The sequence below is a fragment of the Kitasatospora sp. NPDC041917 genome (assembly GCF_055589745.1).
This window is the reverse complement of record NZ_JBVJBI010000043.1, coordinates 1-23,187: the sequence shown is the minus strand read 5'-3', so window position 1 is coordinate 23,187 and position 23,187 is coordinate 1. Positions and strand designations below refer to the sequence as shown.

At 73.0% G+C, this 23,187-nt stretch carries 22 protein-coding genes; 16 read left to right on the top strand and 6 right to left on the bottom strand.

The features are described 5' to 3' along the window. Positions 1-24: 24 nt before the first annotated feature. The 6 genes from dacB to folE all read left to right on the top strand — a co-directional run bounded on the left by dacB (position 25) and on the right by folE (position 7,973). Positions 25-1,662 (top strand): D-alanyl-D-alanine carboxypeptidase/D-alanyl-D-alanine endopeptidase, encoded by a 1,638-nt coding sequence (gene dacB, locus ACZ6EM_RS33730; protein WP_465774060.1) that lies wholly within the window; start codon positions 25-27, stop codon positions 1,660-1,662. Positions 1,663-1,770: 108 nt separating this feature from the next. Next, complete coding sequence (locus ACZ6EM_RS33725) at positions 1,771-2,943, top strand: zinc-dependent metalloprotease (protein WP_401044596.1); 1,173 nt, start codon at positions 1,771-1,773, stop codon at positions 2,941-2,943. A gap of 283 nt (positions 2,944-3,226) precedes the next feature. Then, complete coding sequence (tilS, locus tag ACZ6EM_RS33720; RefSeq protein ID WP_452178477.1) at positions 3,227-4,354, top strand: tRNA lysidine(34) synthetase TilS; 1,128 nt, start codon at positions 3,227-3,229, stop codon at positions 4,352-4,354. A 71-nt stretch (positions 4,355-4,425) separates the two neighbouring features. After that, on the top strand, positions 4,426-4,980 hold the full coding sequence (gene hpt / locus ACZ6EM_RS33715) for a hypoxanthine phosphoribosyltransferase (protein WP_280685463.1): 555 nt from the start codon (positions 4,426-4,428) through the stop codon (positions 4,978-4,980). A gap of 226 nt (positions 4,981-5,206) precedes the next feature. Next, a complete protein-coding gene (gene ftsH, locus ACZ6EM_RS33710; RefSeq protein WP_401044602.1) occupies positions 5,207-7,261 on the top strand; it encodes an ATP-dependent zinc metalloprotease FtsH in 2,055 nt (684 codons plus the stop codon). Positions 7,262-7,367: 106 nt separating this feature from the next. Then, a complete protein-coding gene (gene folE / locus ACZ6EM_RS33705; RefSeq protein WP_359909368.1) occupies positions 7,368-7,973 on the top strand; it encodes a GTP cyclohydrolase I FolE in 606 nt (201 codons plus the stop codon). A gap of 25 nt (positions 7,974-7,998) precedes the next feature. On the opposite strand, the gene ACZ6EM_RS33700 is transcribed toward folE, so the two are convergent. Beyond that, on the bottom strand, positions 7,999-8,787 hold the full coding sequence (locus tag ACZ6EM_RS33700) for a ferritin-like domain-containing protein (RefSeq protein ID WP_465774059.1): 789 nt from the start codon (positions 8,785-8,787) through the stop codon (positions 7,999-8,001). A gap of 149 nt (positions 8,788-8,936) precedes the next feature. After that, on the bottom strand, positions 8,937-10,115 hold the full coding sequence (locus tag ACZ6EM_RS33695; RefSeq protein WP_401044609.1) for an alpha/beta hydrolase: 1,179 nt from the start codon (positions 10,113-10,115) through the stop codon (positions 8,937-8,939). Positions 10,116-10,468: 353 nt separating this feature from the next. On the opposite strand from ACZ6EM_RS33695, the gene ACZ6EM_RS33690 reads away from it, so the two are divergent. From ACZ6EM_RS33690 to ACZ6EM_RS33660, 7 genes are all read left to right on the top strand, one after another. Further along, positions 10,469-12,310 carry a phosphatidylglycerol lysyltransferase domain-containing protein gene (locus tag ACZ6EM_RS33690; RefSeq protein ID WP_465774058.1) on the top strand — a complete coding sequence of 614 codons (1,842 nt, stop codon included), beginning with the start codon at positions 10,469-10,471 and terminating at the stop codon, positions 12,308-12,310. 84 nt (positions 12,311-12,394) lie between these two features. Next, on the top strand, positions 12,395-13,276 hold the full coding sequence (gene folP, locus ACZ6EM_RS33685; RefSeq protein WP_401044615.1) for a dihydropteroate synthase: 882 nt from the start codon (positions 12,395-12,397) through the stop codon (positions 13,274-13,276). A gap of 28 nt (positions 13,277-13,304) precedes the next feature. Beyond that, positions 13,305-13,784: a nuclear transport factor 2 family protein gene (locus ACZ6EM_RS33680; protein ID WP_359909353.1), complete on the top strand. Its 480-nt coding sequence runs from the start codon at positions 13,305-13,307 to the stop codon at positions 13,782-13,784. Positions 13,785-14,030: 246 nt separating this feature from the next. Next, complete coding sequence (folB, locus tag ACZ6EM_RS33675; protein ID WP_359909425.1) at positions 14,031-14,390, top strand: dihydroneopterin aldolase; 360 nt, start codon at positions 14,031-14,033, stop codon at positions 14,388-14,390. 43 nt (positions 14,391-14,433) lie between these two features. Further along, positions 14,434-15,033 carry a 2-amino-4-hydroxy-6-hydroxymethyldihydropteridine diphosphokinase gene (gene folK, locus ACZ6EM_RS33670; RefSeq protein WP_359909351.1) on the top strand — a complete coding sequence of 200 codons (600 nt, stop codon included), beginning with the start codon at positions 14,434-14,436 and terminating at the stop codon, positions 15,031-15,033. 207 nt (positions 15,034-15,240) lie between these two features. Beyond that, positions 15,241-15,729 carry a DUF3180 domain-containing protein gene (locus tag ACZ6EM_RS33665; RefSeq protein ID WP_401044619.1) on the top strand — a complete coding sequence of 163 codons (489 nt, stop codon included), beginning with the start codon at positions 15,241-15,243 and terminating at the stop codon, positions 15,727-15,729. 145 nt (positions 15,730-15,874) lie between these two features. Beyond that, positions 15,875-17,020 (top strand): hypothetical protein, encoded by a 1,146-nt coding sequence (locus ACZ6EM_RS33660; protein ID WP_465774057.1) that lies wholly within the window; start codon positions 15,875-15,877, stop codon positions 17,018-17,020. 85 nt (positions 17,021-17,105) lie between these two features. Here the strand turns inward: ACZ6EM_RS33660 and ACZ6EM_RS33655 are convergent, their stop codons facing one another. Next, positions 17,106-17,681, bottom strand: a complete 576-nt coding sequence (locus tag ACZ6EM_RS33655) for a TerD family protein (protein WP_359909342.1) — start codon at positions 17,679-17,681, stop codon at positions 17,106-17,108. A 134-nt stretch (positions 17,682-17,815) separates the two neighbouring features. Beyond that, on the bottom strand, positions 17,816-18,313 hold the full coding sequence (locus ACZ6EM_RS33650; RefSeq protein ID WP_380554233.1) for a hypothetical protein: 498 nt from the start codon (positions 18,311-18,313) through the stop codon (positions 17,816-17,818). A gap of 99 nt (positions 18,314-18,412) precedes the next feature. Between ACZ6EM_RS33650 and arfB the strand changes: the two genes are divergently transcribed. Then, complete coding sequence (gene arfB / locus ACZ6EM_RS33645; RefSeq protein WP_401053109.1) at positions 18,413-18,847, top strand: alternative ribosome rescue aminoacyl-tRNA hydrolase ArfB; 435 nt, start codon at positions 18,413-18,415, stop codon at positions 18,845-18,847. 12 nt (positions 18,848-18,859) lie between these two features. Here the strand turns inward: arfB and ACZ6EM_RS33640 are convergent, their stop codons facing one another. Next, entirely contained in the window at positions 18,860-19,396 is a 537-nt protein-coding gene (locus tag ACZ6EM_RS33640; protein WP_387695577.1) for a flavin reductase family protein, read from the bottom strand. 362 nt (positions 19,397-19,758) lie between these two features. Between ACZ6EM_RS33640 and ACZ6EM_RS33635 the strand changes: the two genes are divergently transcribed. Together ACZ6EM_RS33635 and ACZ6EM_RS33630 are read left to right on the top strand one after the other, a co-directional pair. Beyond that, the gene (locus ACZ6EM_RS33635) at positions 19,759-21,546 is read left to right on the top strand and encodes a GGDEF domain-containing protein (protein WP_401053107.1); all 1,788 of its coding nucleotides are present in this window, start codon (positions 19,759-19,761) and stop codon (positions 21,544-21,546) included. A 157-nt stretch (positions 21,547-21,703) separates the two neighbouring features. Then, complete coding sequence (locus ACZ6EM_RS33630; RefSeq protein ID WP_452181002.1) at positions 21,704-22,723, top strand: carbohydrate-binding protein; 1,020 nt, start codon at positions 21,704-21,706, stop codon at positions 22,721-22,723. A gap of 72 nt (positions 22,724-22,795) precedes the next feature. Here the strand turns inward: ACZ6EM_RS33630 and ACZ6EM_RS33625 are convergent. Further along, on the bottom strand, positions 22,796-23,187 hold a 392-nt coding region (locus ACZ6EM_RS33625), incomplete at its 5' end, for an amidohydrolase family protein (RefSeq protein ID WP_465774056.1).

The following is a 23,187-nucleotide window of genomic DNA, read 5'->3' as shown; positions in this document are numbered from 1 at the left end:
AGTGCTCGGGAAAGGGGCCGGTCGGTGGGAGCAGGGGGAGGGGCGGCGCGCCGTCGCGGGGGGACGGCCGCGGGGCTGGTCGGAGCGGCGCTGCTGGTCGTCGGTACGGTCCTGACCTCGGGTGGTGCGTACGCGCAGCCGTCCCCGCCGCCGGGTGGGCACAGTGCCGGGCATGGCGAGGACGAGGACCACGACGGGAAGGGCGGCCGCGACGGGAGGAAGGGCGACCACGGGAAGGGCGGCGCCGGACCCCGGTCGAACGACGGTCCGGGTGCCGAGCCCACCCGTCGGGCCGCGCTGCCCGTCGCCTCCGGGCCCGCCGCCCCCACCGCCGCCGGCGGCAGCGACGCGCCCGGCGCACGCCCGGCGCCCGCGCCGGGCGCCGTCCTGGCCGCCGTGGACGGCGCCACGGGCGCCGCCGTCCCCACCGCGCAGGGCCTCCAGCAGGCGCTCGCCGCGGCCCTCGCCGACAAGAGCCTCGGCGAGGTCACCTTCGCCGTCGCGGACGCCGGCACCGGCCAACTCCTGTACGGCTCCGGGGAGAACACCCCGGCCACCCCCGCCTCCACCACCAAGCTGGCCACCGCGATCGCGGCCCTGTCCCTCATCCCGGGGGACACCCGGCTGCACACCCGGGTGGTCCGGGGTGCGGACCCGGGCACGATCACCCTGGTCGGCGGCGGCGATCCGACGCTCACCGCGCTGCCCGCCGACCAGGTGCAGATCGGCGGGCAGCCGGCCGACGCCGACACCGCCCCCGCCTCGCTGGACCTCCTCGCCCGGCAGACCGCGGACACCCTCAAGAGCCTCGGCACCACGACGGTCCGGCTGGACTACGACCTGTCGCTGTACGCGGGCAGCCCGCAGCACCGGAACCACGACGGGCAGAACATCGCCCTGGTGGTCCCGTTGATGGTGGACGAGGGCAGGGTGGACCCGAAGAGCCGGGAGGACGCGCCGGACCGGGTCGCCGACCCGGCGGCCGCGGCCGCCGAGGCCTTCGCCGCCCTGCTCAGGGCCCGCGGCATCACCGTGACGGGCAAGGCCGCCCCCGCCGCGGCGCCCGCCCCCGCCCCGACCGCCTCCGGTCAGGCCCCGCTCGGCGACGTCTTCTCGCCGACGGTCGCCCGGCTGGTGGAGCGCCTGCTGACCACCTCGGACAACCAGCTCGCCGAGGCGATGGCCCGTCAGGTCGCCGTCGCCGCCCACCAGCCGGCGAGCTTCGAGGGCGCCGCGGCGGCCGTCACCCAGGAGCTCACCCGGCTCGGGGTGCCGATGGGCGGCGTGGTGCTCAACGACGGCAGCGGCCTGCACCCGGGCAACGCGATCCCGCCCGCCGTCCTGACCCGGCTCCTCGCGCTGGCCGCCTCCGAGCAGCACCCCACCCTGCGCCCGGTGCTCACCGGCCTCCCGGTCGCCGGCTTCACCGGCACCCTCAACAAGCGCTACGGCTCCGGGTCCGGCGCCGCCGACGCGGCCGGGCTGATCCGTGCCAAGACCGGCACCCTCAACGGCGTCAACACCCTCGCGGGCACCGTCGTCGACGCCGACGGCCGCCTCCTCGCCTTCGCCGTCATGACCCGCACCACCGCCCCCGCCGACACCGCCCGCGCCGCCATGGACCGGGTCGCCGGCCGCCTCGGCGGCTGCGGCTGCCACTGACCCGGCCCCGCCCGTCCCGTCGCGCCGGCCGTGCCGATCGGCCGTCGGGGGAGAGGTCTTGGCGGCGGGTGGCTGCCGTCGGTGGTGGGGAGCACGTACGGTGAGGGCATGACGAGCGCGAGTGGCGGTGCTGACATGGTCGACTGGAACCTCGCGGTCGCAACCGCGACCAGGTTGGTGCGGCCGGGGCCGGAAGTGAGCCGGGAGGAAGCGGCGGCGGTGGTCGCCGAGCTCCGCCGGCACGCCCTGGAGGCGGAGGAGCACGTGCGGGCGTTCACCGGCATGCGTTCGTCCAGCCTGTCCCGGGCCGCGGCGACGCCGGTGCTGGTGGTGGACCGACCCGGCTGGATCCGGGCCAACGTGGCGGGTTTCCGCACGGTCGTCCAGCCGCTGGTGGAGAAGCTCCAGGCGCGTCGGGCGAACAGCGCGACGGCCGGGGTGTTCGGCGCGGTGGGCGAGAAGGCCACCGGGATCGAGGTCGGGGCGCTGCTGGCGTTCCTGTCCACCAAGGTGCTGGGCCAGTACGAGACCTTCGCCCCGGCGGAGCCGCCGCTGGAGGCGCCGGACAGCCCGGCGGCGCTGTTCGACAAACCGCGGCTGGGGCCGGACGGCCCCGGGCCGGGCCGGCTGCTGCTGGTGGCGCCGAACATCGTGCACGTCGAGCGGGAGCTGGACGTCGACCCGTCCGACTTCCGGCTCTGGGTCTGTCTGCACGAGGAGACGCACCGGACGCAGTTCACCGCGGTGCCGTGGCTGCGCGACCACATCCAGTCCGAGGTGCAGTCCTTCCTCTCCGAGACGGACGTCGACCCGGGCGCCCTGCTGGAGCGGCTGCGGGGCGCGGCCGGTTCGTTCGGCGGCCTGCCGGGCGGCGGCAACCGGGAGAGCGCCTCCTCCGGGAACCTGCTGGAGATCGTCCAGTCGCCCGCGCAGCGCGAGATCCTCGGTCGGCTGACGGCCGTGATGTCGCTGCTGGAGGGCCACGCGGACGTGGTGATGGACGGCGTCGGCCCGGCCGTGGTGCCGACGGTCGCCGAGATCCGGGAGAAGTTCCAGCAGCGCCGGGACCGCGGCGCCAACCGGCTCGACCTGCTGCTGCGCCGGCTGCTCGGCATGGACGCGAAGCTGCGCCAGTACCAGGACGGCGCGGTGTTCGTGCGCGGTGTGGTGGAGCAGGTCGGCATGGAGGGGTTCAACCGGGTGTGGACCTCCCCGAACACCCTGCCGACCAAGGACGAGATCCACGATCCGGCCGCCTGGGTGGCCCGGGTGGCCCGCTGAGCGGGTGCTCCTGACGCGGGCGCGCCGTGAGCCGGGCGGCAAGCGGCGCGCGTCGGTCAAACCCGCTCGTACGAGTGGTCCAATCGGCCAGACGACGGGTGAAGAAGCGTTTCTTCATTCACCCGTACGTGGGACGGTGGTCGTACCGGTGGCGCGGGTGGCGTAGCGGGTCGCTCCTTTCTGCCACCATCTGTGAGCGCCCGGTAACAGGGCGCTCATGCGGTGCGCGGTCCCCGCCGCGTCCGCCGCGAGTCCTGTCCCCTCCGACGAGGAGTCTTCCGCCGTGGGCCCTCACCCCGCTGTCGCCGCGATACGCCTGGCCGTTCGCCGTACGCTCACCGACCTCGCCGCCGAGGCCGGTACCACCTTCACCGCGCCCGTGCGCGAGCCCCGCGAGCGCTCGGCCGGGGCGCCGCTGGTGGGTGCCGCGGTCGGCACCACCCTGATCGGCAACGCCGCGCGCCACCCCTCCGGGCTGCCCCGCACCCCGGCCGCTCCCGGTTCACCGCTGATCCTGGTCGCGGTCAGCGGCGGCGCGGACTCGATGGCGCTGGCCATCGCCGCCGCCTTCGAGGCGCCCAAGATCGGCCTGCGGGTCGGCGCCGTCACCGTCGACCACGGGCTCCAGGCCGGTTCCGCCGAGCGCGCCGCCCAGGTGGCCGACCGGCTGCGCACGCTCGGCCTCGACCCGGTGGAGGCCGTCCCGGTGCGGGTCGGCCGCGCCGGGGGCCCGGAGGCCGCCGCCCGGGACGCCCGCTACGCCGCCCTGGACGCGGCCGCCGACCGCCACGGAGCGATCGCGGTGCTGCTCGGCCACACCCGGGACGACCAGGCCGAGACCGTGCTGCTGGGCCTGGCCCGCGGCTCCGGCGCCCGTTCGCTGGCCGGGATGCCCGCCCACAAGGGCCGCTACCGCCGCCCGCTGCTGGAGCTGGACCGGGCCGCCACCCGGCAGGCCTGCGCCGCCCAGTCGATCCCGGTCTGGGACGACCCGCACAACTGTGATCCCGCCTACACCCGCTCAAGGGTCCGCCACGAGGTGCTGCCGGTCCTGGAGAAGCACCTGGGCGGTGGCGTGGTCGAGGCGCTGGCCCGGACCGCCCGGCTGTTCCGCGACGACGCCGACGCCCTCGACCAGTGGGCCTCTTTGGCCGAACGCGACCTCCGTACGGGCGACGGCGCCCTGGACGCCGTGAAACTGGCCGAACTGCCGCCCGCGGTGCGCCGCCGGGTGCTGCGCCGGGCCGCGCTGCGGGCGGGCTGTCCGGCCGGGGACCTGTTCGCCCGGCACCTGGAGACGATCGACCTGCTGGTCACCGGATGGCGCGGACAGGGCCCGCTGCACCTACCCGGGGGAGTCGAGGCCACCCGCAGGTGTGGCACGCTGGTCTTTCGGCGGCAGGGCGACTGACGGGCGAGGCATGCCCCGGGGGAGCCGACCGCCGGCCACACATACCCCGAACGTTTGAGGACGTATCCCCGGTGGACCAGAACGACATGGGCGCTGACCTCGCGAAGGTGCTCATCAGCAAGGACGAGATCGACGCCAAGCTCCTTGAGCTGGCCGAGCGCATCGACCGGGACTACGCAGGGAAGGACCTGCTGATCGTCGGCGTCCTCAAGGGGGCCGTGATGGTCATGGCCGACCTGGCCCGGACCCTGCACTCGCAGGTCACCATGGACTGGATGGCCGTCTCCTCGTACGGCATGGGCACCAAGTCCTCCGGCGTGGTGCGGATCCTGAAGGACCTGGACACCGACATCGCCGGCCGTGACGTCCTGATCGTCGAGGACATCATCGACTCCGGTCTGACGCTGTCCTGGCTGCTGGGCAACCTGGGTTCGCGCGGTCCGGCCTCGCTGGAGGTCTGCACCCTGCTCCGCAAGCCGGACGCGGCCAAGGTCGAGATCGACGTGAAGTACGTCGGTTTCGACATCCCCAACGAGTTCGTGGTCGGCTACGGCCTGGACTACGCGGAGAAGCTGCGCAACCTCCCCTTCATCGGCACCCTCGCGCCGCACGTCTACGGCGGCTGAGGTCCCCGTTCGGGCGACGGGCGGGAACAGTGGGCCGTTCCCGCCCGTTGCACCCGGGAGACAGAGAACCAAAGCCGTGTCGCCGTGCTCCCACCATGGGTGGGTCGGACTGCGGTACGGTCCAATAAACCGCTCTTCACATGAGCATCAATTCGGACGCGCCGCGGTCAACAGTCCTCGGCGCCGTTGAGTGGCAGGAGGGACGGGGCGGCAACGCCCCGCATGGATGGACGTCAAGCGATACTTCCGTGCGCCGATCATGTGGATCGTGCTGGCCGTCCTCGCCGTCATCGTACTGATGCAGGTCGTTTCGGACTCGAACGGCTACAAGACGGTGGACACCGGTCAGGTCGTCGCGGCGATCGACGCGCACAACGTCAAGTCGGCGCAGATCACCACCGGTGACTCGAACACGATCAAGATCCAGCTGAAGGACGGCGCCACACTGCCCAGCGCCGGTACGGGCAAGGCCCCGTCCGGCACCAAGTTCCAGGCCTCGTACATCGGCGACCAGGGCGTCGCCATCGCCGACAAGCTGCAGGCGCAGGTCAACGACAAGGACCAGAGCACGCTCGCCGAGGGCTACACGATCAGCCCCGAGAAGCAGAGCACCTTCGTCAGCCTGCTGCTGTCGATGCTCCCGATCGTGATCATCGTCCTGGTCTTCCTGTTCCTGATGAACCAGATGCAGGGCGGCGGCTCCCGGGTCATGCAGTTCGGCAAGTCCAAGGCCAAGCTGCTCACCAAGGACACCCCGAAGACCACCTTCGCCGACGTCGCCGGCGCGGACGAGGCGGTCGAGGAGCTCCACGAGATCAAGGAGTTCCTCCAGGAGCCGGCCAAGTTCCAGGCCGTCGGCGCCAAGATCCCCAAGGGCGTGCTGCTCTACGGCCCGCCCGGTACCGGTAAGACCCTGCTGGCGCGCGCCGTCGCGGGCGAGGCCGGGGTGCCGTTCTACTCCATCTCCGGCTCGGACTTCGTCGAGATGTTCGTCGGCGTCGGTGCCAGCCGCGTCCGCGACCTCTTCGAGCAGGCCAAGGCGAACGCCCCGGCGATCGTCTTCGTCGATGAGATCGACGCCGTCGGCCGGCACCGCGGCGCGGGCCTCGGCGGCGGCCACGACGAGCGCGAGCAGACCCTCAACCAGCTGCTGGTCGAGATGGACGGCTTCGACGTCAAGGGCGGCGTGATCCTGATCGCCGCGACCAACCGCCCCGACATCCTGGACCCGGCGCTGCTGCGCCCGGGCCGCTTCGACCGCCAGATCGCGGTGGAGCGCCCCGACCTCCAGGGCCGGCTGGACATCCTCAAGGTGCACCAGAAGGGCAAGCCGATCGCGCCCGACGTCGACCTGTCGGCCGTCGCCAAGCGCACCCCCGGCTTCACCGGTGCCGACCTGTCGAACGTCCTCAACGAGGCGGCGCTGCTGACCGCCCGTTCGGACAAGAAGCTGATCGACAACGGCATCCTGGACGAGGCGATCGACCGCGTCGTGGCCGGTCCGCAGAAGCGCACGCGGATCATGTCCGACAAGGAGAAGAAGATCACCGCGTACCACGAGGGCGGCCACGCCCTGGTCGCGGCGGCCTGCCAGTACAGCGACCCGGTGCACAAGATCACCATCCTGTCCCGCGGCAGGGCCCTCGGCTACACCATGGTGCTGCCGGAGGAGGACAAGTACTCCACCACCCGCAACGAGATGCTCGACCAGCTCGCCTACATGATGGGCGGTCGCGCGGCGGAGGAGCTGGTCTTCCACGACCCGACCACGGGCGCCTCGAACGACATCGAGAAGGCCACCGCGACGGCCCGGGCCATGGTCACCCAGTACGGCATGACCGAGCGCCTGGGTGCGATCAAGTTCGGCAACGACAGCTCGGAGCCGTTCCTGGGCCGTGAGATGGGCCACCAGCGCGACTACTCGGAAGAGGTCGCCGGGCTGGTCGACGAGGAGGTCAAGAAGCTCATCGACACGGCGCACAACGAGGCCTGGGAGATCCTGGTCGAGAACCGCGACGTGCTCGACAACCTGGTCCTGGAGCTCCTGGAGAAGGAGACCCTGAACAAGGAGCAGATCGCCGAGGTCTTCGCCCCGATCGTCAAGCGCCCGGCCCGGCCGGCCTGGACGGGTTCCTCCCGTCGCACGCCGTCCACCCGGCCGCCGGTGCAGTCCCCGAAGGAGCTGGCGCTCACCAACGGCGCCGCCTCCGTCGAGAGCGCTCCGGTGGACGTCGTGAAGCTCCCGCCGCTGCCGACGGCCGAGCCGCCGACCGAGGGCTGACCCCCGCTCCGTAGGGAATGGATGCCGCGTCACCAGGGTTTGTACCCTGGAGGCGCGGCATCCGTGCTGTTCAGCCAGAGTCTTCCGATACATAAGCGAGGCCCGCATGATCGACCCGGTGACGTTCGACGGTCCGCCCGCCGTCGGTACCTTCGACCAGAAGCGGGCCGAGGACGCCATCCGCGAGCTGCTGCTCGCCGTCGGGGAGGACCCGGACCGCGAGGGTCTGCGGGAGACCCCGGCCCGGGTCGCGCGGGCGTACAAGGAGATATTCGCGGGCCTGTGGCAGGAGCCCGAGGACGTCCTCACCACCACCTTCGACCTCGGCCACGACGAGATGGTGCTGGTCAAGGACATCGAGCTGACCTCGGTCTGCGAGCACCACCTGGTGCCGTTCCGCGGCGTGGCCCACGTCGGGTACATCCCGTCCACCAGCGGCAAGATCACCGGGCTGTCCAAGCTCGCCCGGCTGGTCGATGTCTACGCCCGCCGGCCGCAGGTGCAGGAGCGGCTGACCAGCCAGGTGGCCGACGCGCTGATGCGGATCCTGGAGCCGCGCGGGGCGATCGTCGTGGTCGAGTGCGAGCACATGTGCATGTCGATGCGCGGCATCCGCAAGCCCGGCGCCAAGACCATCACCTCCTGCGTGCGCGGCCAGCTGCGCGACCCGGCCACCCGGGCCGAGGCGATGAGCCTCATCATCGGCCGGTAGGGGCCAGCGGCCGGCCGGGCGGTGCTCAGAGCACCTCGTGCTCCGCGTGCGGCGGGGCCGGGGTGCCCAGCGCGTTGCGGCGCTCCGGCATCCGCAGCGTGACCATCCGGCGCCAGCCGTAGGCGCGGTCGTACAGGTAGAGCGCCCACACCCCGAGGGTGACCAGGGCGAGCTGCCAGCGCGGCCAGCGCAGGATCCGGGCCATCCGGGAGGTGACGGCGAGGCCGACGTCCCGGTGGGTGCGGATCTCGCCGCGGGCGCTGGTCTCCAGGGCGTGCCGGATGTACGGGCCGTGGCCCTCGGAGAGCAGCCGCAGCAGCTCCTCGTGGCAGTAGGCGAGGTGGTTGTCCTCGTCGGCGGAGATCATCCGCATCGCCCGGCCGAGGTCGGGGTTGCCCTGGTACACCTTCACCAGCCGGCGCATCTGCTCGGCGGCGCGCTGTTCGGTGACCCGGCTGTGCACGAGGTAGGTGATGATCTCGCGGTCGGTCAGCGGGACGTCGCTGTTCAGCCGCTCGTGCGAGAGGCCGACGCCCTGGCGCTCCAGCAGCATGCAGTAGTCGGCCTCGTCCGGCACCGGCACCTTGGGCAGGCCGCGCTTGTGCAGCAGCTGGGTGAAGATCCGGCCGTGCTTGCGCTCGTCGGCACCGTGCCGGGCCACCTTCGGGGCGAGGACCGGGTCCCGGGTGAGCGTGGTGATCCGCTCGTTCTCCCAGCCGCCCTGGTCCTCGCCGTCGGCCGCGATGCTGCAGAACAGCTGGTACGCCTGGTCGTTCCGGTAGATCTCGTCGAAGAGCGAGCGGGTGCTCAGCACGGTGCCTCCTGCGCGGGTCCGGGGCGGTGCCCGGCGGTGGCCGACGGGCGGTCGCGATACGTTCCCCCCGGGCCGCCGGCCGTCCGGGCCGACCGGCGGGTAATCACTCACCTGTCCCAGCCGGGTCCTCGCCGGGGCCTGGCCGGGTCCTAGCCCAGGTGCGAGCCCAGCCATTCGAGGGTGGCCGGGAGCTCCCTGGTCCAGCTGTCGAAGTTGTGCCCGCCGTCGTCCAGGTAGAGCGAGTCGATCGTGAACTGCGGGTTGGCCGCCGCGGCCCGGGTGGCCTGGTCGACGAACTGGACGGTCTGGGGGTAGTCGCCCTCGGTGCGGGTGGAGACCGCCAGCAGGTTGAGCGCCGGGACGGGCAGGTTCTGCAGCCGCCAGCCGAGGTCGTGCTGCTGGGTCAGCGCCTTGTCGCCGTTGAAGAGGTCCCCGCCGGTGTAGTTGTCCTGGCGCACGGTGAAGTCGCCGTGCAGGCTCGCCGCGTTGCCGTAGACGTTCGGGAAGCGCATCGCCAGGCGCAGCGCGCAGCTGCCGCCGGTGGAGTAGCCGAGGGTGCCCCAGGAGCCGGCCGTGCGGCCGACCCGGTAGCTGCTGCGGATGGCCTCGGGCACGTCCTTGACGAACCAGGTCTCGGTGCGCGGCCCGTCGGGGACGTCCACGCACTCGGTGTCCCGGGACGGGACGACGGCCGGGCGGGCCATCACCAGGACGGTCGGCGGCATCCTGCCGGAGCGCTGCAGGTCGATCGCGGTCTGGGCGAACGGGAGCTCGTGCAGCAGGTTCAGCGTGGTGCCCGGGTAGCCGGCGATGGCCAGCAGGACGGGGAAGCGGACCAGGGCGAGCTTCTGGTCGAAGTACGCGGGCGGCAGGTAGACGAACATCTGGTCGGAGAAGCCGGTCTCCTTGCCGCTGACCCGGACCGACTCGATCCTGCCGACCTCCTCGGGCGGGCCCTTCGGCAGGTTGGTGATGGTCTCCAGGCCGCCCTCGGTGGTGGGCTGGACCAGCGCGTCGGAGACCGGGGCGCCGCCCTTGTGGTTCGCGCTGCCGGTCAGCGCGAGCTTGGCGCCGCCCGGACTGAGCAGGTCGTCCCAGGAGGTGTAGAACCCGAAGGAGTTGTTCACCGACAGCGCGAGCACGGCCAGGACCGAGGCCTGAACGACCGTCAGCAGTCCGATCCGGCCGAGCACCGGCAGCGGCCGCTGGGGCGCCAGCCGCGGCCAGACCCACAGGGTCGCGACGACTGCCGCGACGCCGAGTGCGAGCAGCGAGTTCACCAGCGCGTCGCTGGTCAGTTCCATGCCGTCGGCCTTCCGGTGGGACACGGGCGGTGCAGGCTTCATGGTCTGGCGGTCCGTCAGGCCGGGCCACCGCGGCTAGGCCGTCCGGACGCCCGGCGGGCTGGGAAGGGCGGGGGGAACCACAGGCAACCGGCGCCCTAGAATGCGGCGTCCACCGTACGTAACGCGTCCCGGAGGGTCCTGCCGCGCCACGCTGCGGCGGGCCCCCGGCTCCCACCGCCGGCTCAACCCGCAGCGCGACCACGGACCCGGTTTACCGATCGTTTCCGGGTCCTTGGTATGCGCATTGCCTGATGAAGGAATAGGCATGAAGGTCCATCACGCGTCCTCCCCCGGAGTGACAGGACACCGCACCGCAGCCTCTACGCTGAGCTTCCATGAGCGTTCCCGTGTCCGTTGAGCCGAGCCCCGAGCAGCCGCCGCGCCGTCGCCGCGGCCTGCAGACGCTGCGCAACCAGGCGTCCGCCGTCCCGAGGGCCTGGCTCCCCGGAGCGGTCGGCTACGCCTGTCTCCTGATCGGGCTCGTGGACATCGCCAGCGCGGTGTTCCCCAAGCTCCGGCACACCAAGGTGCACACCTTCGCGGGGCAGCTGCCGGGCGGCACCACCAGCCTGGCGGCGGTCGGCGCGCTGATGGTCGGCATCCTGCTGGTGCCGCTGGCGCACGCGCTGCGCCGCCGCAAGCGGCGGGCCTGGCGGGCGGTCTGCGTGCTGCTGCCGGTCAGCGCCGGACTGCACATCGTGCGCTGGCACCAGATCGGCCCGGCGGTCGTCTCGCTGGTGCTCCTCGTCGTGATGCTGGTCCACCAGCGTGAGTTCTACGCCAAGGCCGACCCGCGCACCCGCTGGCGGGCGCTGGTCAACCTGGTCGTCATGGGCGTCCTCAGCGTGCTGCTCGGCCTGCTGATCGTGAGCACCCGGACCAAGTACGAGATCGGCCACCCCGGCCTGGCCGAGCGCCTGCAGCACGTCGGGTACGGGCTGTTCGGCTTCGAGGGCCCGGTCCGGTACAACAACGTCCGGATGTCCGACCTGGTCGCCTACCTGCTCGGCGGGCTCGGCCTGCTGACCGCCTTCACCACCGCCTACCTGGCGCTGCGCCCGGGCAAGCCGAAGCCCGAGCTGACCGCGGAGGACGAGGAGAAGGTCCGCGAGCTGCTCGGGCGGCACGGCGAGCGGGACTCGCTCGGCTACTTCGCGCTGCGCCGCGACAAGAGCGTGCTGTTCTCGCCCACCGGCAAGGCCGCGATCTCCTACCGGGTGGTCTCCGGCGTGATGCTGGCCTCCGGCGACCCGGTCGGCGACGTCGAGGCCTGGCCCGGCGCGATCAAGGTGTTCATGGCCGAGGCCCGCGAGCACGCCTGGGTGCCGGCCGTGATGGGGTGCAGTGAGGTCGGCGGCGAGGTCTGGACCCGCGAGGCGGGCCTGGACGCGCTGGAGCTGGGCGACGAGGCGATCGTGGACACCGCCTCCTTCTCGCTCTCCGGCCGGGCCATGCGCAACGTGCGCCAGATGGTCAAGCGGATCGAGCGCAACGGCTACTCCTGCCAGGTGCGCCGGGTCTCCGAGCTCACCGCGGAGGAGAAGTACCGGATCGCCGACGCCGCCGCCCGCTGGCGCGGCACCGACACCGAGCGCGGCTTCTCGATGGCCCTCGGCCGCTTCGGCGACCCGCTGGACGACGACTGCGTGGTGGTCACCGCCCACAAGGCCCCGGAGGAGGGCGAGGAGGGCGACGACCTGAAGGCCGTGCTGCACTTCGTGCCCTGGAGGCCGGACGGCATCTCGCTGGAGCTGATGCGCCGCGACCGCGCCGCCGACCCGGGCCTGAACGAGCTGCTGATCGTCGCCGCGCTGCAGGCGGTGCCCGCGATGGGCGTGCGCCGGGTGTCGCTCAACTTCGCGATGTTCCGCTCGGCGCTCGCCCGCGGCGAGCGGATCGGCGCCGGCCCGGTGCTGCGCGCCTGGCGCGGGCTGCTGGTCTTCCTGTCGCGCTGGTTCCAGATCGAGTCGCTGTACAAGTTCAACGCCAAGTTCCAGCCCGAGTGGGAGCCGCGCTTCCTGGTCTTCCCGAGCACCCGTGACCTGCCGCGGATCGGCTTCGCCGCGATGCAGGCGGAGGCCTTCATCACACTCGGCATGCCGCGCTTCGGCCGCCGGCGCCAGCGCGAGGGGCTGATGCCGGTCCCGTCGACCCGCGAGGTCACCGAGGCCGCCTGAGGCCCGTCACCGCCCCCCGGGGCCGGCCCGCCGACACGGAACGGGGCCCCCGCCGAGCATCCTCGGCGGGGGCCCCGTTCGATAATGGGAAACATGAACGATTCGCCGTCCTTCTCCCTGCCGGCCGGTCTGCCGCGGCTGGAGCGCTGCGCCGTGATGGGCGTGGTCAACGTCACGCCCGACTCCTTCTCGGACGGCGGGATGTGGCACGACCCCGCCAAGGCGATCGCGCACGGCCTCGCGCTGCGGGCCCGCGGCGCGGACCTGGTGGACGTCGGCGGCGAGTCCACCCGGCCGGGCTCGCAGCGGGTGTCCGAGGAGGAGGAGCTGCGCCGGGTGCTCCCGGTGGTGCGCGAGCTCTCCGACGCCGGGGTGATGGTCTCCGTGGACACCATGCGCGCCACGGTCGCCGAGCGCGCCGTCGAGGCCGGTGCCGCGATCGTCAACGACGTCTCCGGCGGCCTCGCCGACCCGGCGATGGCCCGGGTGGTCGCCGAGACCGGCGCGCCCTTCGTGGTGATGCACTGGCGCGGGCAGTCCGCCGACATGTACGCGACGGCGGTCTACGACGACGTGGTGCGGGACGTGGTCGCCGAGCTGACCGACCGGGTGGACGCGCTGCTGGCGGCCGGGGTCAAGGAGGACCAGCTGATCCTCGACCCGGGGCTCGGCTTCGCCAAGACCTCCGAGCACAACTGGGCGCTGCTCGGCCGGCTGGACGCGCTCACCGCGCTCGGCCGTCCCGTGCTCGTGGCGGCTTCGCGCAAGCGGTTCCTGGGTACGCTGCTCGCCGACCCGGCAACCGGGGAACTGCGCCCGGCCCGGGAGCGCGACGACGCGACGGCCGCGGTGTCGGTGCTGTCAGCCCGGGCCGGAGCCTGGGCGGTGCGGGTGCACGACGTGTCCGGCACGGCGGACGCCGTCCGGGTGGTCGCGGCCTGGCAGCACGCGGCGCGGTTGGGGTGAGGGAGGGTCTGTGACAGGTGACGGCAGGTTGAGCGGCGGCACGGCCGGGCGGGCGCGCGAGGCGGACCTGGAGGCCGTGCTCGCGGCGAACAGGGGGCTCTACGAGGCGCTGGAACGGGGGGACCTGGAAGCGGTCGAGGAGGCCTGGCTGGGTGCCGCCGACGCCGACGACAAGGGCGGCGTGGTGTGCGTGCACCCGGGCTGGCCGGTGCTCCGCGGCCGGGCGCAGGTGACCAGGTCGTACATGCTGATCATGATGAACACGGAGTACATCCAGTTCTTCCTGACCGATGTCGAGGCCGAGGTGCACGGTGATGTGGCCCTTGTCACGTGCACCGAGAACATCCTGTCCGGCGGCGAGTCGGAGGAGGAGGGGGAGCTCGGACCGCTGGTCGGCGGAAAGGTCGTGTCGACGAATCTGTTCCGCCGTACCCCGGCCGGGTGGAAGCTCTGGTCGCATCACGGTTCACCCGTTCTGACCAGCGGGGACGACGACGAGGAGAGCTGATTCCGGCGGCCGCGGAAATGCCGTGCCGAAAAGTCGCCGGGAATTTCCGAGTGGTCACCGAACGTTCACGTCAATCGCCATATCGGTGCGCGTGGCGTCGGTTCGTGCCGGGTAGGACGGTCAGGCGTTGTCCGTGCTCGCGGGTAGATTCGAAACGGAGTGGCGGGCGTGCTGCCCGCCTTCGCCCTGCCCGTCCGTGCCTTTCGCCGGGTGGGGCCCGTCCGACTGGGAGCAGTGATTCGTTTGCTGGACCGCGTCACCCTGCGGGGGCTGCGAGCCCGGGGCCACCACGGCGTCTTCGAGCGTGAGCGCGTCGAGGGGCAGACCTTCGTGGTCGACCTGGTGCTGTACCTGGACACCCGCCCCGCCGCGGCCGGAGACGACCTCACCCGCACCGCGCACTACGGGCTGGTGGCGGAGGAGGTCACCGCGATCATCTCCGGGGAGCCGGTCGACCTGATCGAGACGCTGGCCCAGCGCATCGCCGACCAGTGCCTCAAGCACGAAGCGGTCGAGGAGGTCGAGGTCACCGTGCACAAGCCGGACGCCCCGATCACCGTGCCGTTCGACGACGTGACCGTGACCATCCACCGGGGCCGCGCATGACCCCCACCGCGCGCCCGGTATCCGATGTAGAGGACGTTTTCCGATGAGCACCAGCGACCAGACCGCTACGCCGAACGCGTTCGACCTGGAGGACCGGGTGGACTCCGTCGACACCACGCTGCACAGCCAGCGCTGCGCGGTCGTCGCGCTCGGCAGCAACCTGGGCAACCGGCTGGACACCCTCCAGGGCGCCGTCGACGCGCTCGCCGACACCCCGGGGCTGAGGATCAAGGCCGTCTCCGCGGTGTACGAGACGGAGGCCGTCGGCGGGCCGGAGGAGCAGCCGAACTACTACAACGCGGTCGTGGTGCTGCGCACCTCGCTGCCCCCGCGGGACCTGCTGGAGCGCGGTAACGCCATCGAGGACGCCTTCGGGCGGGTGCGGACCGTCCACTGGGGCCCGCGCACCCTGGACGTCGACATCCTGGCCTACGAGGGCGTGCTGAGCGACGACCCGCAGCTGCTGCTGCCGCACCCGCGCTCGCACGAGCGGGCCTTCGTGCTCGCTCCCTGGCTGGACGCCCAGCCGGAGGCCGAGGTGCCCGGGCACGGGCGGGTGGACGCGTTGCTGACCGCGCTGGGCGGCCCGGACGCGCAGGGCGTGAAGCGCCGCGAGGACATCCGGCTGACGCTGCCGGAGTAGGCCCGGGGCCGGGCTCGGAGGGCCGACAGCCGGGCCGACGGCCCAGCCGTCGCCCGGGGAACTCGACCGGGGGCCCGGCCGTACGAGTAGGTGTCCGTCGTTCGCGCGGGTGTCCGCCCGGCCGGGCCCGGTACGGTGGCTTGGCGTCGCCGCGCCGGGCCACCGGGCGGGCGGCCGGTTCTGGTACCCGGGAAGGACCTCCTCCGAGTGAAGCTGCTTCGCCTCCGCCTGCTGATCGGCATCACCGCCGCCACGACGGCGCTGTCCTGGGCCGGCGCCAAGCTGTGGGCCTCCGTGGACACGCTGCCGGCCGTGCCCGCCGCGGCGCCGGTGGTGCTGGCGGCGGTGGCGGTGATCCTGCTGGCGACCGCGCTGTCGCTGCGGGCCCGGCTGAAGGCGGTGCGCGAGCGACAGCCCGGGGCGAAGGGGGTCGACCCGCTGCTGGCGGCCCGGGCGGTGGTGCTGGGGCAGGCCAGCGCGCTGGTCTCGGCGGTGGTCACCGGCGTCTACGCGGGGGCCGGGATCTACCTGCTGGGCGAGCTGGACGTGTCGGCCCGCAAGGACCAGGCCGTGACGGCCGGGCTCGCGGTGCTGGCGGGGGCCGCGGTGATAGCGGCGGCGCTCTGGATCCAGCACGTGTGCAAGTTGCCGGAGAACCACGACGACCCGGGCGGTCAGGCGGCCTCGCACCGCTGAGGTGTCGCTGAGGCGTCGCTGAGCGGCCCTTTCCTCGTGATCTTGGGTGAGAATCCGGGCACGTGCGGTAAGAACCGAACCCTGTCAAGGGCGGAAGGGGACCCTGGGCTGACACGGCCCCAATTCGCACGCTAGTTTCTTGGACATGTCTCGCGGACGCCACCGTCATTCCTCCGTCCTCGGCCGGGCCTTCCCCCCCACCGCCACCGGCGTACTGCTGGTCGCCGCACTGGCCGCTCTGCTTTTCAGTCAGGACACCATCCTGGTGCGCTCGGTGGGCGTCGCGGCGGTGATCGCGACGCTCGGCTTCGCGCTGCTGCTGCGCCAGCGGGACAAGGCGGCCCGGGCGGCCGCCGAGATGTCCGCGGCCCAGCGGATGCGCGCCGAGGAGCGGTTCGAGGAGCAGTTGGCCGAGGCCGAGTACGCGGCGGAGGTCGCCGAGGAGCGGGCCACCCGGTTCGGGCGGCGGCTGACGGCGGAGAAGTCACGGCTGGCGAAGGCCGAGACCGAGATCGCCCGGCTGCTGCGCGAGCGGGCCGTGACCGTCGCCGAGCAGGCGCTCAAGGAGGCCGAGGCGGCCCAGCGGGCGCTCGCCGCGAGCCGTCCGAAGCACCCGGCCAGCCCGGCCGCGTACGTGCGGGCGGCGTCGGTGCTGCGGCACCTGGAGCGCCGCGCGGCGGAGCAGGAGGCGCAGCGGGCGCGTACGGCGGGTGCGGAGCTCGCCCTGCGGGCGCGTGCGGCGGAGCCGGCGGTCGGCACGGCCGTCCCGGCGGTTCCGGCGGTCGCGGTGCCCGCACCGGTGGCCGTACCGGCTCCGGTGGCGCCCTCGGTGCCCACTCCGGGGCAGGCCCCGGTCGCCCAGTCGCCGGTGCGCCCCGAGCCGGTGCGCCCCGAGCCGGTGCGTCCGGCGCTGACCGCGACGGTCGGTCAGCTCGGCGGGACTCCGGCCGTGCCCGCCGCGGCGCCCGCGCCGGGGGAGCGGCAGCGGCCGCGGCCGGCGCAGTCCGGGCAGACGCGCGGGCAGGGCTTCAGCTTCTTCGGCCGCGGCTCGGCCGTTCCGGCGCGCCCGGCGGCCCCGGCGCCGGCGGTGGGCAGCGTCGCCGAGCTGGGGGAGCGCGCCGACCTGGCGGACGTGGTGGGCGACGAGGCGGTGGCCGCGAAGGCCGAGGCCGAGGCCCGGGCGGCGGAGCCGGCCGAGCGGCCCGAACAGGGCGAGCCGACCGTGGTGGACCTGACGCCGGAGGACGAGACCGAGCTGATCGAGCTGCCGGAGCTGCGCGCCTCGCGCTGAGGCGACCGGGCCCCGGAAACGAGAACCGCGGCGCGGGAAGTCGGACGGACCGACTTCCCGCGCCGCGGTGTTTCCCGCGGGTGCGTCAGATCTGCACGCCGAAGTCCTGGGCGATGCCGGCCAGGCCGGAGGCGTAGCCCTGGCCGACGGCGCGGAACTTCCACTCCGCGCCGTTGCGGTAGAGCTCGCCGAAGATCATCGCGGTCTCGGTGGCGGCGTCCTCGGAGAGGTCGTAGCGGGCGATCTCGGCGCCGCCGGCCGCGTTCACCACGCGGATGTAGGCGTTGCGGACCTGGCCGAAGTTCTGGCCGCGGGCGACGCCGTCGTAGATGGTGACCGGGAAGGTGATCTTGACGGCCTCGGCCGGCAGGCCGGACAGGCTGATGTTGAGCGCCTCGTCGTCGCCCGCGCCCTCACCGGTGCGGTTGTCACCGGTGTGCACGACGGTGTTGTCCGGCGTGCTGGTGTTGTTGAAGAACACGAAATGGGCGTTGGACAGCACCTTGCCGTCCGCGTTCAGGACGATCGCGCTGGCGTCGAGGTCGAACTCGGCGCCGGTCGTGGTGCGGACGTCCCAACCCAGGCCGACGGTGACCGCGGACAGACCGGGGGCCTCCTTGGTCAGCGAGACGTTGCCACCCTTGGAGAGGCTCACTGGCATGACGATTGCAGTCCCTTCGTTCGCTTCGTGCGCTTTTTCCCGGGACAACGCAATACTCCGGCGGCTTGGTTCCGCAGGAAGCGTGAATTCTTCGCGGGCGCCAATCGGAGGGCAAAGCCCGGGCAAAGCCGGTGTCAGATCCGCCGGAACCGGCCCTGCAGAGTCCAGATGTTCGGATTGTCGGCCAGGCCGGGGTGCATGTCGAAGAGGTCGGCCAGGGTGTCCTGGAGGAAGTCCCGGGCCTCGCGCCGCAGTTCGCCGTGGCGGACCACCACCGGCGGCTCGTCCGGCAGCCAGGTGGCGGTGACCTCGACCCAGTTGAAGCGGCGGGCGAAGCGCAGCAGCTCGGTGTTCTGGGTGAAGTCGAGGTCGGCGGTCTGCACCCGGGCGGCCCGGCCGCCGTCCGGGTCGCGGTCCAGGAGCTCGGCGACGTCGCACAGCGCCCAGGCGAAGTCGAGCACCGGAACCCAGCCCCAGGCGGTGGACAGGTCCGAGCCCTCGCCGTCCAGGTAGACGTCGCCGCAGAACAGGTCGTAGCGCAGGGCGTGCACCGACGCGGTGCGGTAGTCCGTCTGCGGGGGGTCGGGGAAACGGTTGGAGAGGGAGTAGCCGAGCTCGATCACGTACGCCATTGTCGGGGCTCGGGGCGGATCGGGGTAACCGGGTGCGCGGGCGCGGGGGCGTACCGATAACCGGGTGACCGGGCGGGCCGGGCGCGGGATGATGGACGCATGTCCGAGCCCATCCGCGTACGGGGGTCGGTGGTCGTCCCCGACGCCGAGCTCGTCTGGCGCTTCTCGCGTTCCTCCGGCCCCGGCGGCCAGCACGTCAACACCTCCGACTCCAAGGCCGAGCTGCGCTTCGACCTGGCATCGACCGGGGCGCTGCCCGAGGTGTGGCGCGAGCGTGCGCTGGAGCGGCTGGCCGGCCGGCTGGTGGACGGCCGGGTGCTGGTCGTCCAGGCCTCGGAGTTCCGCTCGCAGTGGCGCAACCGGGAGGCGGCCGCGGCCCGGCTGTCGGCGCTGCTGAGCGAGGCGTGCGCACCGCCGCCGAAGGCCCGGCGGGCGACCAGGCCGAGCCGGGGGACGGTCGAGCGGCGGCTGACCAACAAGCGGCTCCGCTCCGAACTGAAGCAGGGCCGCCGGGCGCCGCGCGGCGGCGAGTAGCCGGCGGGCGGTTCAGCCGAGGGTGCGGTAGCCGCCGCGGAAGTAGAGCAGCGGGCGGCCGGCCGGGTCGGGGACCACGGCCTCCAGGACGCGGCCGAGCAGCAGGGTGTGGTCGCCGGCGGGTATCCGCTGCTCGGTGCGGCACTCGACGGTGGCCAGCGCGCCGTCGATCAGCGGTGCGCCGGTGCGCGGGCCGCGTCGGTGCGGGGTGTCCGCGAACAGCAGCCGGTCGCTGAGCCGGCCCTTCATGGCGAACCGGGAGCCGAGCGTCTTCTGTCCCTCGGTCAGCACCGAGACCGCCCAGGTGTCCGTCCGGGAGAGCACCTCGTCCATCCGGGAGTCCTCGCGGACCGAGATCAGTACCAGCGGCGGCTCCAGTGACACCGAGAGGAAGGACGTGGCGGTCATGCCGACGTCCTCGCCGTCCTCCGGGTCGTGGACGGTCACCAGGCTCACGCCGGCGGCGAGCTGGGAGAGGGCAGCCCGGAACTCGTCGGGCGTGGCGTGGGGGGCAGCTTCGGGCTGCGGGGACGGGTACACGTACCGCACGGTAGTCGTCACCCGGGAGGAACGGCATCGGGCCTTGGTCGTAGGACCGGCGCTCCGGCCGAAGGGTTGCGCCCGGTGGCCGAACTCACCCTCAGGAGTGAAGCGGCCGGACCGGCGGGCCCAGTCGGCTTCAGTCCGGGGCCCATGCGGTCGACCACCAGAAATGTGCCGATAGCGCTTTATGTCCCGCTATGGGACAGATGAACTGATTAAGGGCGCATTAGTGTCGTGTGATTTAAGTCACAAGTGATGGCCTATTGCTGACCGAGCGTGCCGAGCGCTGTGCTCCCTGTGATTCAGTTCTTCTGGCAATCGGACGATAACCAATCAAGAACTATCCGAAGCAGCCGGGGAGCCCCCGCATGGAAGCCGAGTCGGAGCCGTACGTCCGTCTCGCGACCCTCCGCACCTTGCACCGGGTCGTGGCGGACCTCAACGCTGCCCGCAGCCTCGCTGGCACGCTCCAGGCCGTTGTCGAAGGCGCGGTGCACGGGCTCGGCTTCGACGCCGCCGCCGTCAGCCTGGTCCGGCCGGACGGCGACCTCGTGGTGGCGGCCGTCTGGGAGCTGGAGGAGAGCCCGATGGGCGGCCCCTCCGTGCTGCTCGGCCAGGTCGGCTCCCGGGAGTCCTGGGACCGGCTGCTCGGCGTCAGCGACCACTGGGGCACCCTGCGCTTCCTGCCGTACGACCGCGGCTGGGCCGTCGCCAGCGACATCCCGCGCTGGATCGGGGACAGCCCGCTGCCGGTGTACGCCAACGACTGGCACCCCGCAGACGGGCTGCTCGCCCCGATGTACAGCGCAGGCGGCGACCTCCTCGGCGTCCTCTCGGTGGACCGCCCGCGCAGCGGCAAGCGGCCCGGGGCGTGGACCCGCGAGGCGCTGGAGATGTTCTCCCTGCAGGCCTCCATCGCGATCGGCAACGCCCGGCTGCGGGCCGAGATGCAACGCGCGCTGGCCCGCCTGGAGAAGGAGCAGCAGGCGCTGCGGGCCAGCGAGGAGAGCTTCCGCCAGGCCTTCGAGTACGCGCCCAGCGGGATGGCGATCACCGAGCTGCACGGCGTCGGGCGCGGCCAGCTGACCAGGGTCAACGACGCGCTCTGCCGGCTGCTCGGCCGGCCCCGGGCGGTGCTGCGGCAGCAGAGCTTCGCCGACCTCGTGCACCCCGAGGACCGGGCGCTGCTGGAGCGCACCAGCGCCGAGAGCGGCCGCGCGGAGCTGCGGCTGTCCCGGCGGGACGGCGGCTACCAGTGGGTCTGCCTGCGCAACTCGATCGTCGCGGACGCGGCCGAGGGCCCGAGCTTCCTGCTCACCCACGTCGAGGACATCGAGGACCGCAAGCGGCACGAGTTCCAGCTCGCCCACCGGGCCAGCCACGACGCGCTCACCGGGCTGCCGAACGGCGCCGAGCTCAAGACCCGGCTGGCCCGCCGGCTCTGCGCCCAGCCGCAGCCGGTCGGCGCCGCGGCCGGCCAGGTCGAGGCGGCCTACCCGCAGCCGTACGGCTACCCGGCCGACTCCTACAGCGCGCACACGGCGCACGGGCGGCTGGAGGGCGCGGACCCGTACGCCGGGCCGGTGCACGGCTACGGACTGCCCGAGGGCCTGCCGAGCGGGCTCGGCCCGGGCTACGGGGAGCACGTCCACGCGGTGGTCCCGGCCGAGTACGGGCCGGGCGGCGAAGCCTGGTCGGCGCCGTTCCGCTCAGGCGGCGCGGCGGCGGTGGACAAGGGGCTCGCGGTGCTCTTCTGCGACCTGGACGGATTCAAGTCGATCAACGACCGGTTCGGTCACAACGCGGGCGACGCGGTGCTGGTCGAGGTGGCCCGGCGGCTGAGCCAGGCCGTCCGGGACGGTGACACGGTGGCCCGGCTCGGCGGTGACGAGTTCGTGGTGCTGGCCGACGGGATCGGCCGTGAGGAGGCCAAGGACCTCGCCCACCGGCTGCGGGGCGCCATCATCCCGCCGATGCGGATCGACGGACGGGCGATGCGGGTGGGGGTGAGCCTCGGGGTCGGCTGGGCCGGCTGCGGGATGAGCATCGAGGAGGTGCTGCACACCGCCGACGAGCGGATGTACGACGAGAAGCGGGCCCGGGGCGGGGCGGTGCGCGGTGCGCGCGGCGAGCGCTCGCACCGGCGCGCGGGCTGAGCCGGCGGACGGCCGGTGCGGGCTCGGGTCCGCCCAGGTCGGCCCGGGTTACCCGCGAGTTGTCAAGGGGTCTTTTCCCGCCGTCACATACGACAGGTAGGGTTCCCGGTACGACAGCGTCCATGATCTGCGCCGCCCGCAGCAGGCGGCGCACCGGATGGGGGAGCAGACCACCGTGACGACCGCCGGCAGCAACGGAGTGCCCGAGGGCCAGGGGGGCGGTGCCCCGCAGGACGACGACCCGTTCGGCTACCTCTACCGCCCGGCCGACGGTTCCACCGGGCAGCCGGCCGAGCCGCAGCAGGGGGTCCCGCGCACGTCGTACAGCCGCCCGATGGAGGTCGGGCGCGCGCAGTACGGCTATCCGCAGCGGGCGCAGCAACAGCAGCAGCAGCCGTACGGCCAGCAGGGCATGCCGCCGCAGGGGTACCCGGGCGGTCAGCCGCAGGCCCCGTACGGCGGTCAGCCCGGATCGCCGCAGCAGCCCGAGTACGGTGCCGCGCCCACCCAGCAGACCCGCTACGCGGAGCACTCCCGGCCGCAGCCGGGGGAGGAGCCGCGCAGCAGCGGCCGGAGCAAGGGCGCGGTGATCGGCGCGGTCGCCGTGGTCGCTGCGATAGCGATCGGCGCCGGCATAGCGCTCTCCACCGGGGACCCGGACGACACCAAGAACACCAAGGGCGGCACCGCGACCACCGCCCCGCCGGCCCCCAACAGCCCGGCGCCGACGGCCACGAACGCGAGCGCCGGCCCCACGTCGAGCGCCACCGCCATCTCCGGGCCGACGAGCGTGGACGCGGGCCAGCTCCAGGCGCAGAACGCGCCGTCCGGCAACAGCGTCAAGGGCGCCAAGTCCGCCGACGGCAGCTACCTGACGCTCCAGCCGGGCGGTTCGGTGACCTGGACCGGCGACATCGCCACGGCCGGGACGTACAAGCTGAGCGTGCACTACAACTACTCGGGCGCGGACATCAAGGGCGGGGCCGCGGTGAACGGCAAGGACTGGCCGAGCGGGGTGACCTACAAGGTCTACGGGGCGCCCCCCAAGGACCAGACCGCCGCCTGGTTCTCCACCTGGATACTCCCGCAGTTCCAGGCCGGGCCGAACTCGGTGACCTTCACGGTGCCCTCCGGGCCGATCCTGATCGACCAGATCACCATCGAGCCGAGCGGCTGACGCCACCGCGGACGCGACGCGGCCGCCCGCCCCCGAGGGGGACGGGCGGCCGCGTCGCGTTCCGGGCGTCGCTCAGTCGGCCTTCACGGGCCGGAACGTCTCGCCGCCGAGCACCCAGCGGCCGCGGCGCATGACGGCGACCAGGTCGTAGCTCCCGGAGTCGACCACGACCAGGTCGGCGAGCTTGCCGGTCTCCAGCGAGCCGATCGAGTCGCTCAGGCCGAGCAGCCGGGCCGGGGTGGCGGACAGCGACTCGACGGTCTGGTTCAGGCTCAGCCCGTTGACGGTGACCGAGCGCTTGAACGCCACGTCCAGGGTGAGGGTGGACCCGGCGATCGCGCCGCCCTCGACCAGCCGGGCCACGCCGTCCTTGACCTGGACCTGGAGGGGGCCGAGGGGGTAGAGGCCGTCGCCCATGCCGGCGGCGCCCATCGCGTCGGTGATCAGGGCGACCCGGTTCGCGC

Coding starts and splice junctions, on each gene's coding strand:
- ACZ6EM_RS33725 (WP_401044596.1), top strand. CDS start 1,771: ATGACGAGCGCGAGTGGCGGTGCTGACATGGTCGACTGGAACCTCGCG.
- ftsH (WP_401044602.1), top strand. CDS start 5,207: ATGGACGTCAAGCGATACTTCCGTGCGCCGATCATGTGGATCGTGCTG.
- folE (WP_359909368.1), top strand. CDS start 7,368: ATGATCGACCCGGTGACGTTCGACGGTCCGCCCGCCGTCGGTACCTTC.
- ACZ6EM_RS33690 (WP_465774058.1), top strand. CDS start 10,469: ATGAGCGTTCCCGTGTCCGTTGAGCCGAGCCCCGAGCAGCCGCCGCGC.
- folP (WP_401044615.1), top strand. CDS start 12,395: ATGGGAAACATGAACGATTCGCCGTCCTTCTCCCTGCCGGCCGGTCTG.
- folK (WP_359909351.1), top strand. CDS start 14,434: ATGAGCACCAGCGACCAGACCGCTACGCCGAACGCGTTCGACCTGGAG.
- ACZ6EM_RS33660 (WP_465774057.1), top strand. CDS start 15,875: ATGTCTCGCGGACGCCACCGTCATTCCTCCGTCCTCGGCCGGGCCTTC.
- ACZ6EM_RS33655 (WP_359909342.1), bottom strand. CDS start 17,681: ATGCCAGTGAGCCTCTCCAAGGGTGGCAACGTCTCGCTGACCAAGGAG.
- ACZ6EM_RS33650 (WP_380554233.1), bottom strand. CDS start 18,313: ATGGCGTACGTGATCGAGCTCGGCTACTCCCTCTCCAACCGTTTCCCC.
- arfB (WP_401053109.1), top strand. CDS start 18,413: ATGTCCGAGCCCATCCGCGTACGGGGGTCGGTGGTCGTCCCCGACGCC.
- ACZ6EM_RS33635 (WP_401053107.1), top strand. CDS start 19,759: ATGGAAGCCGAGTCGGAGCCGTACGTCCGTCTCGCGACCCTCCGCACC.
- ACZ6EM_RS33630 (WP_452181002.1), top strand. CDS start 21,704: ATGGGGGAGCAGACCACCGTGACGACCGCCGGCAGCAACGGAGTGCCC.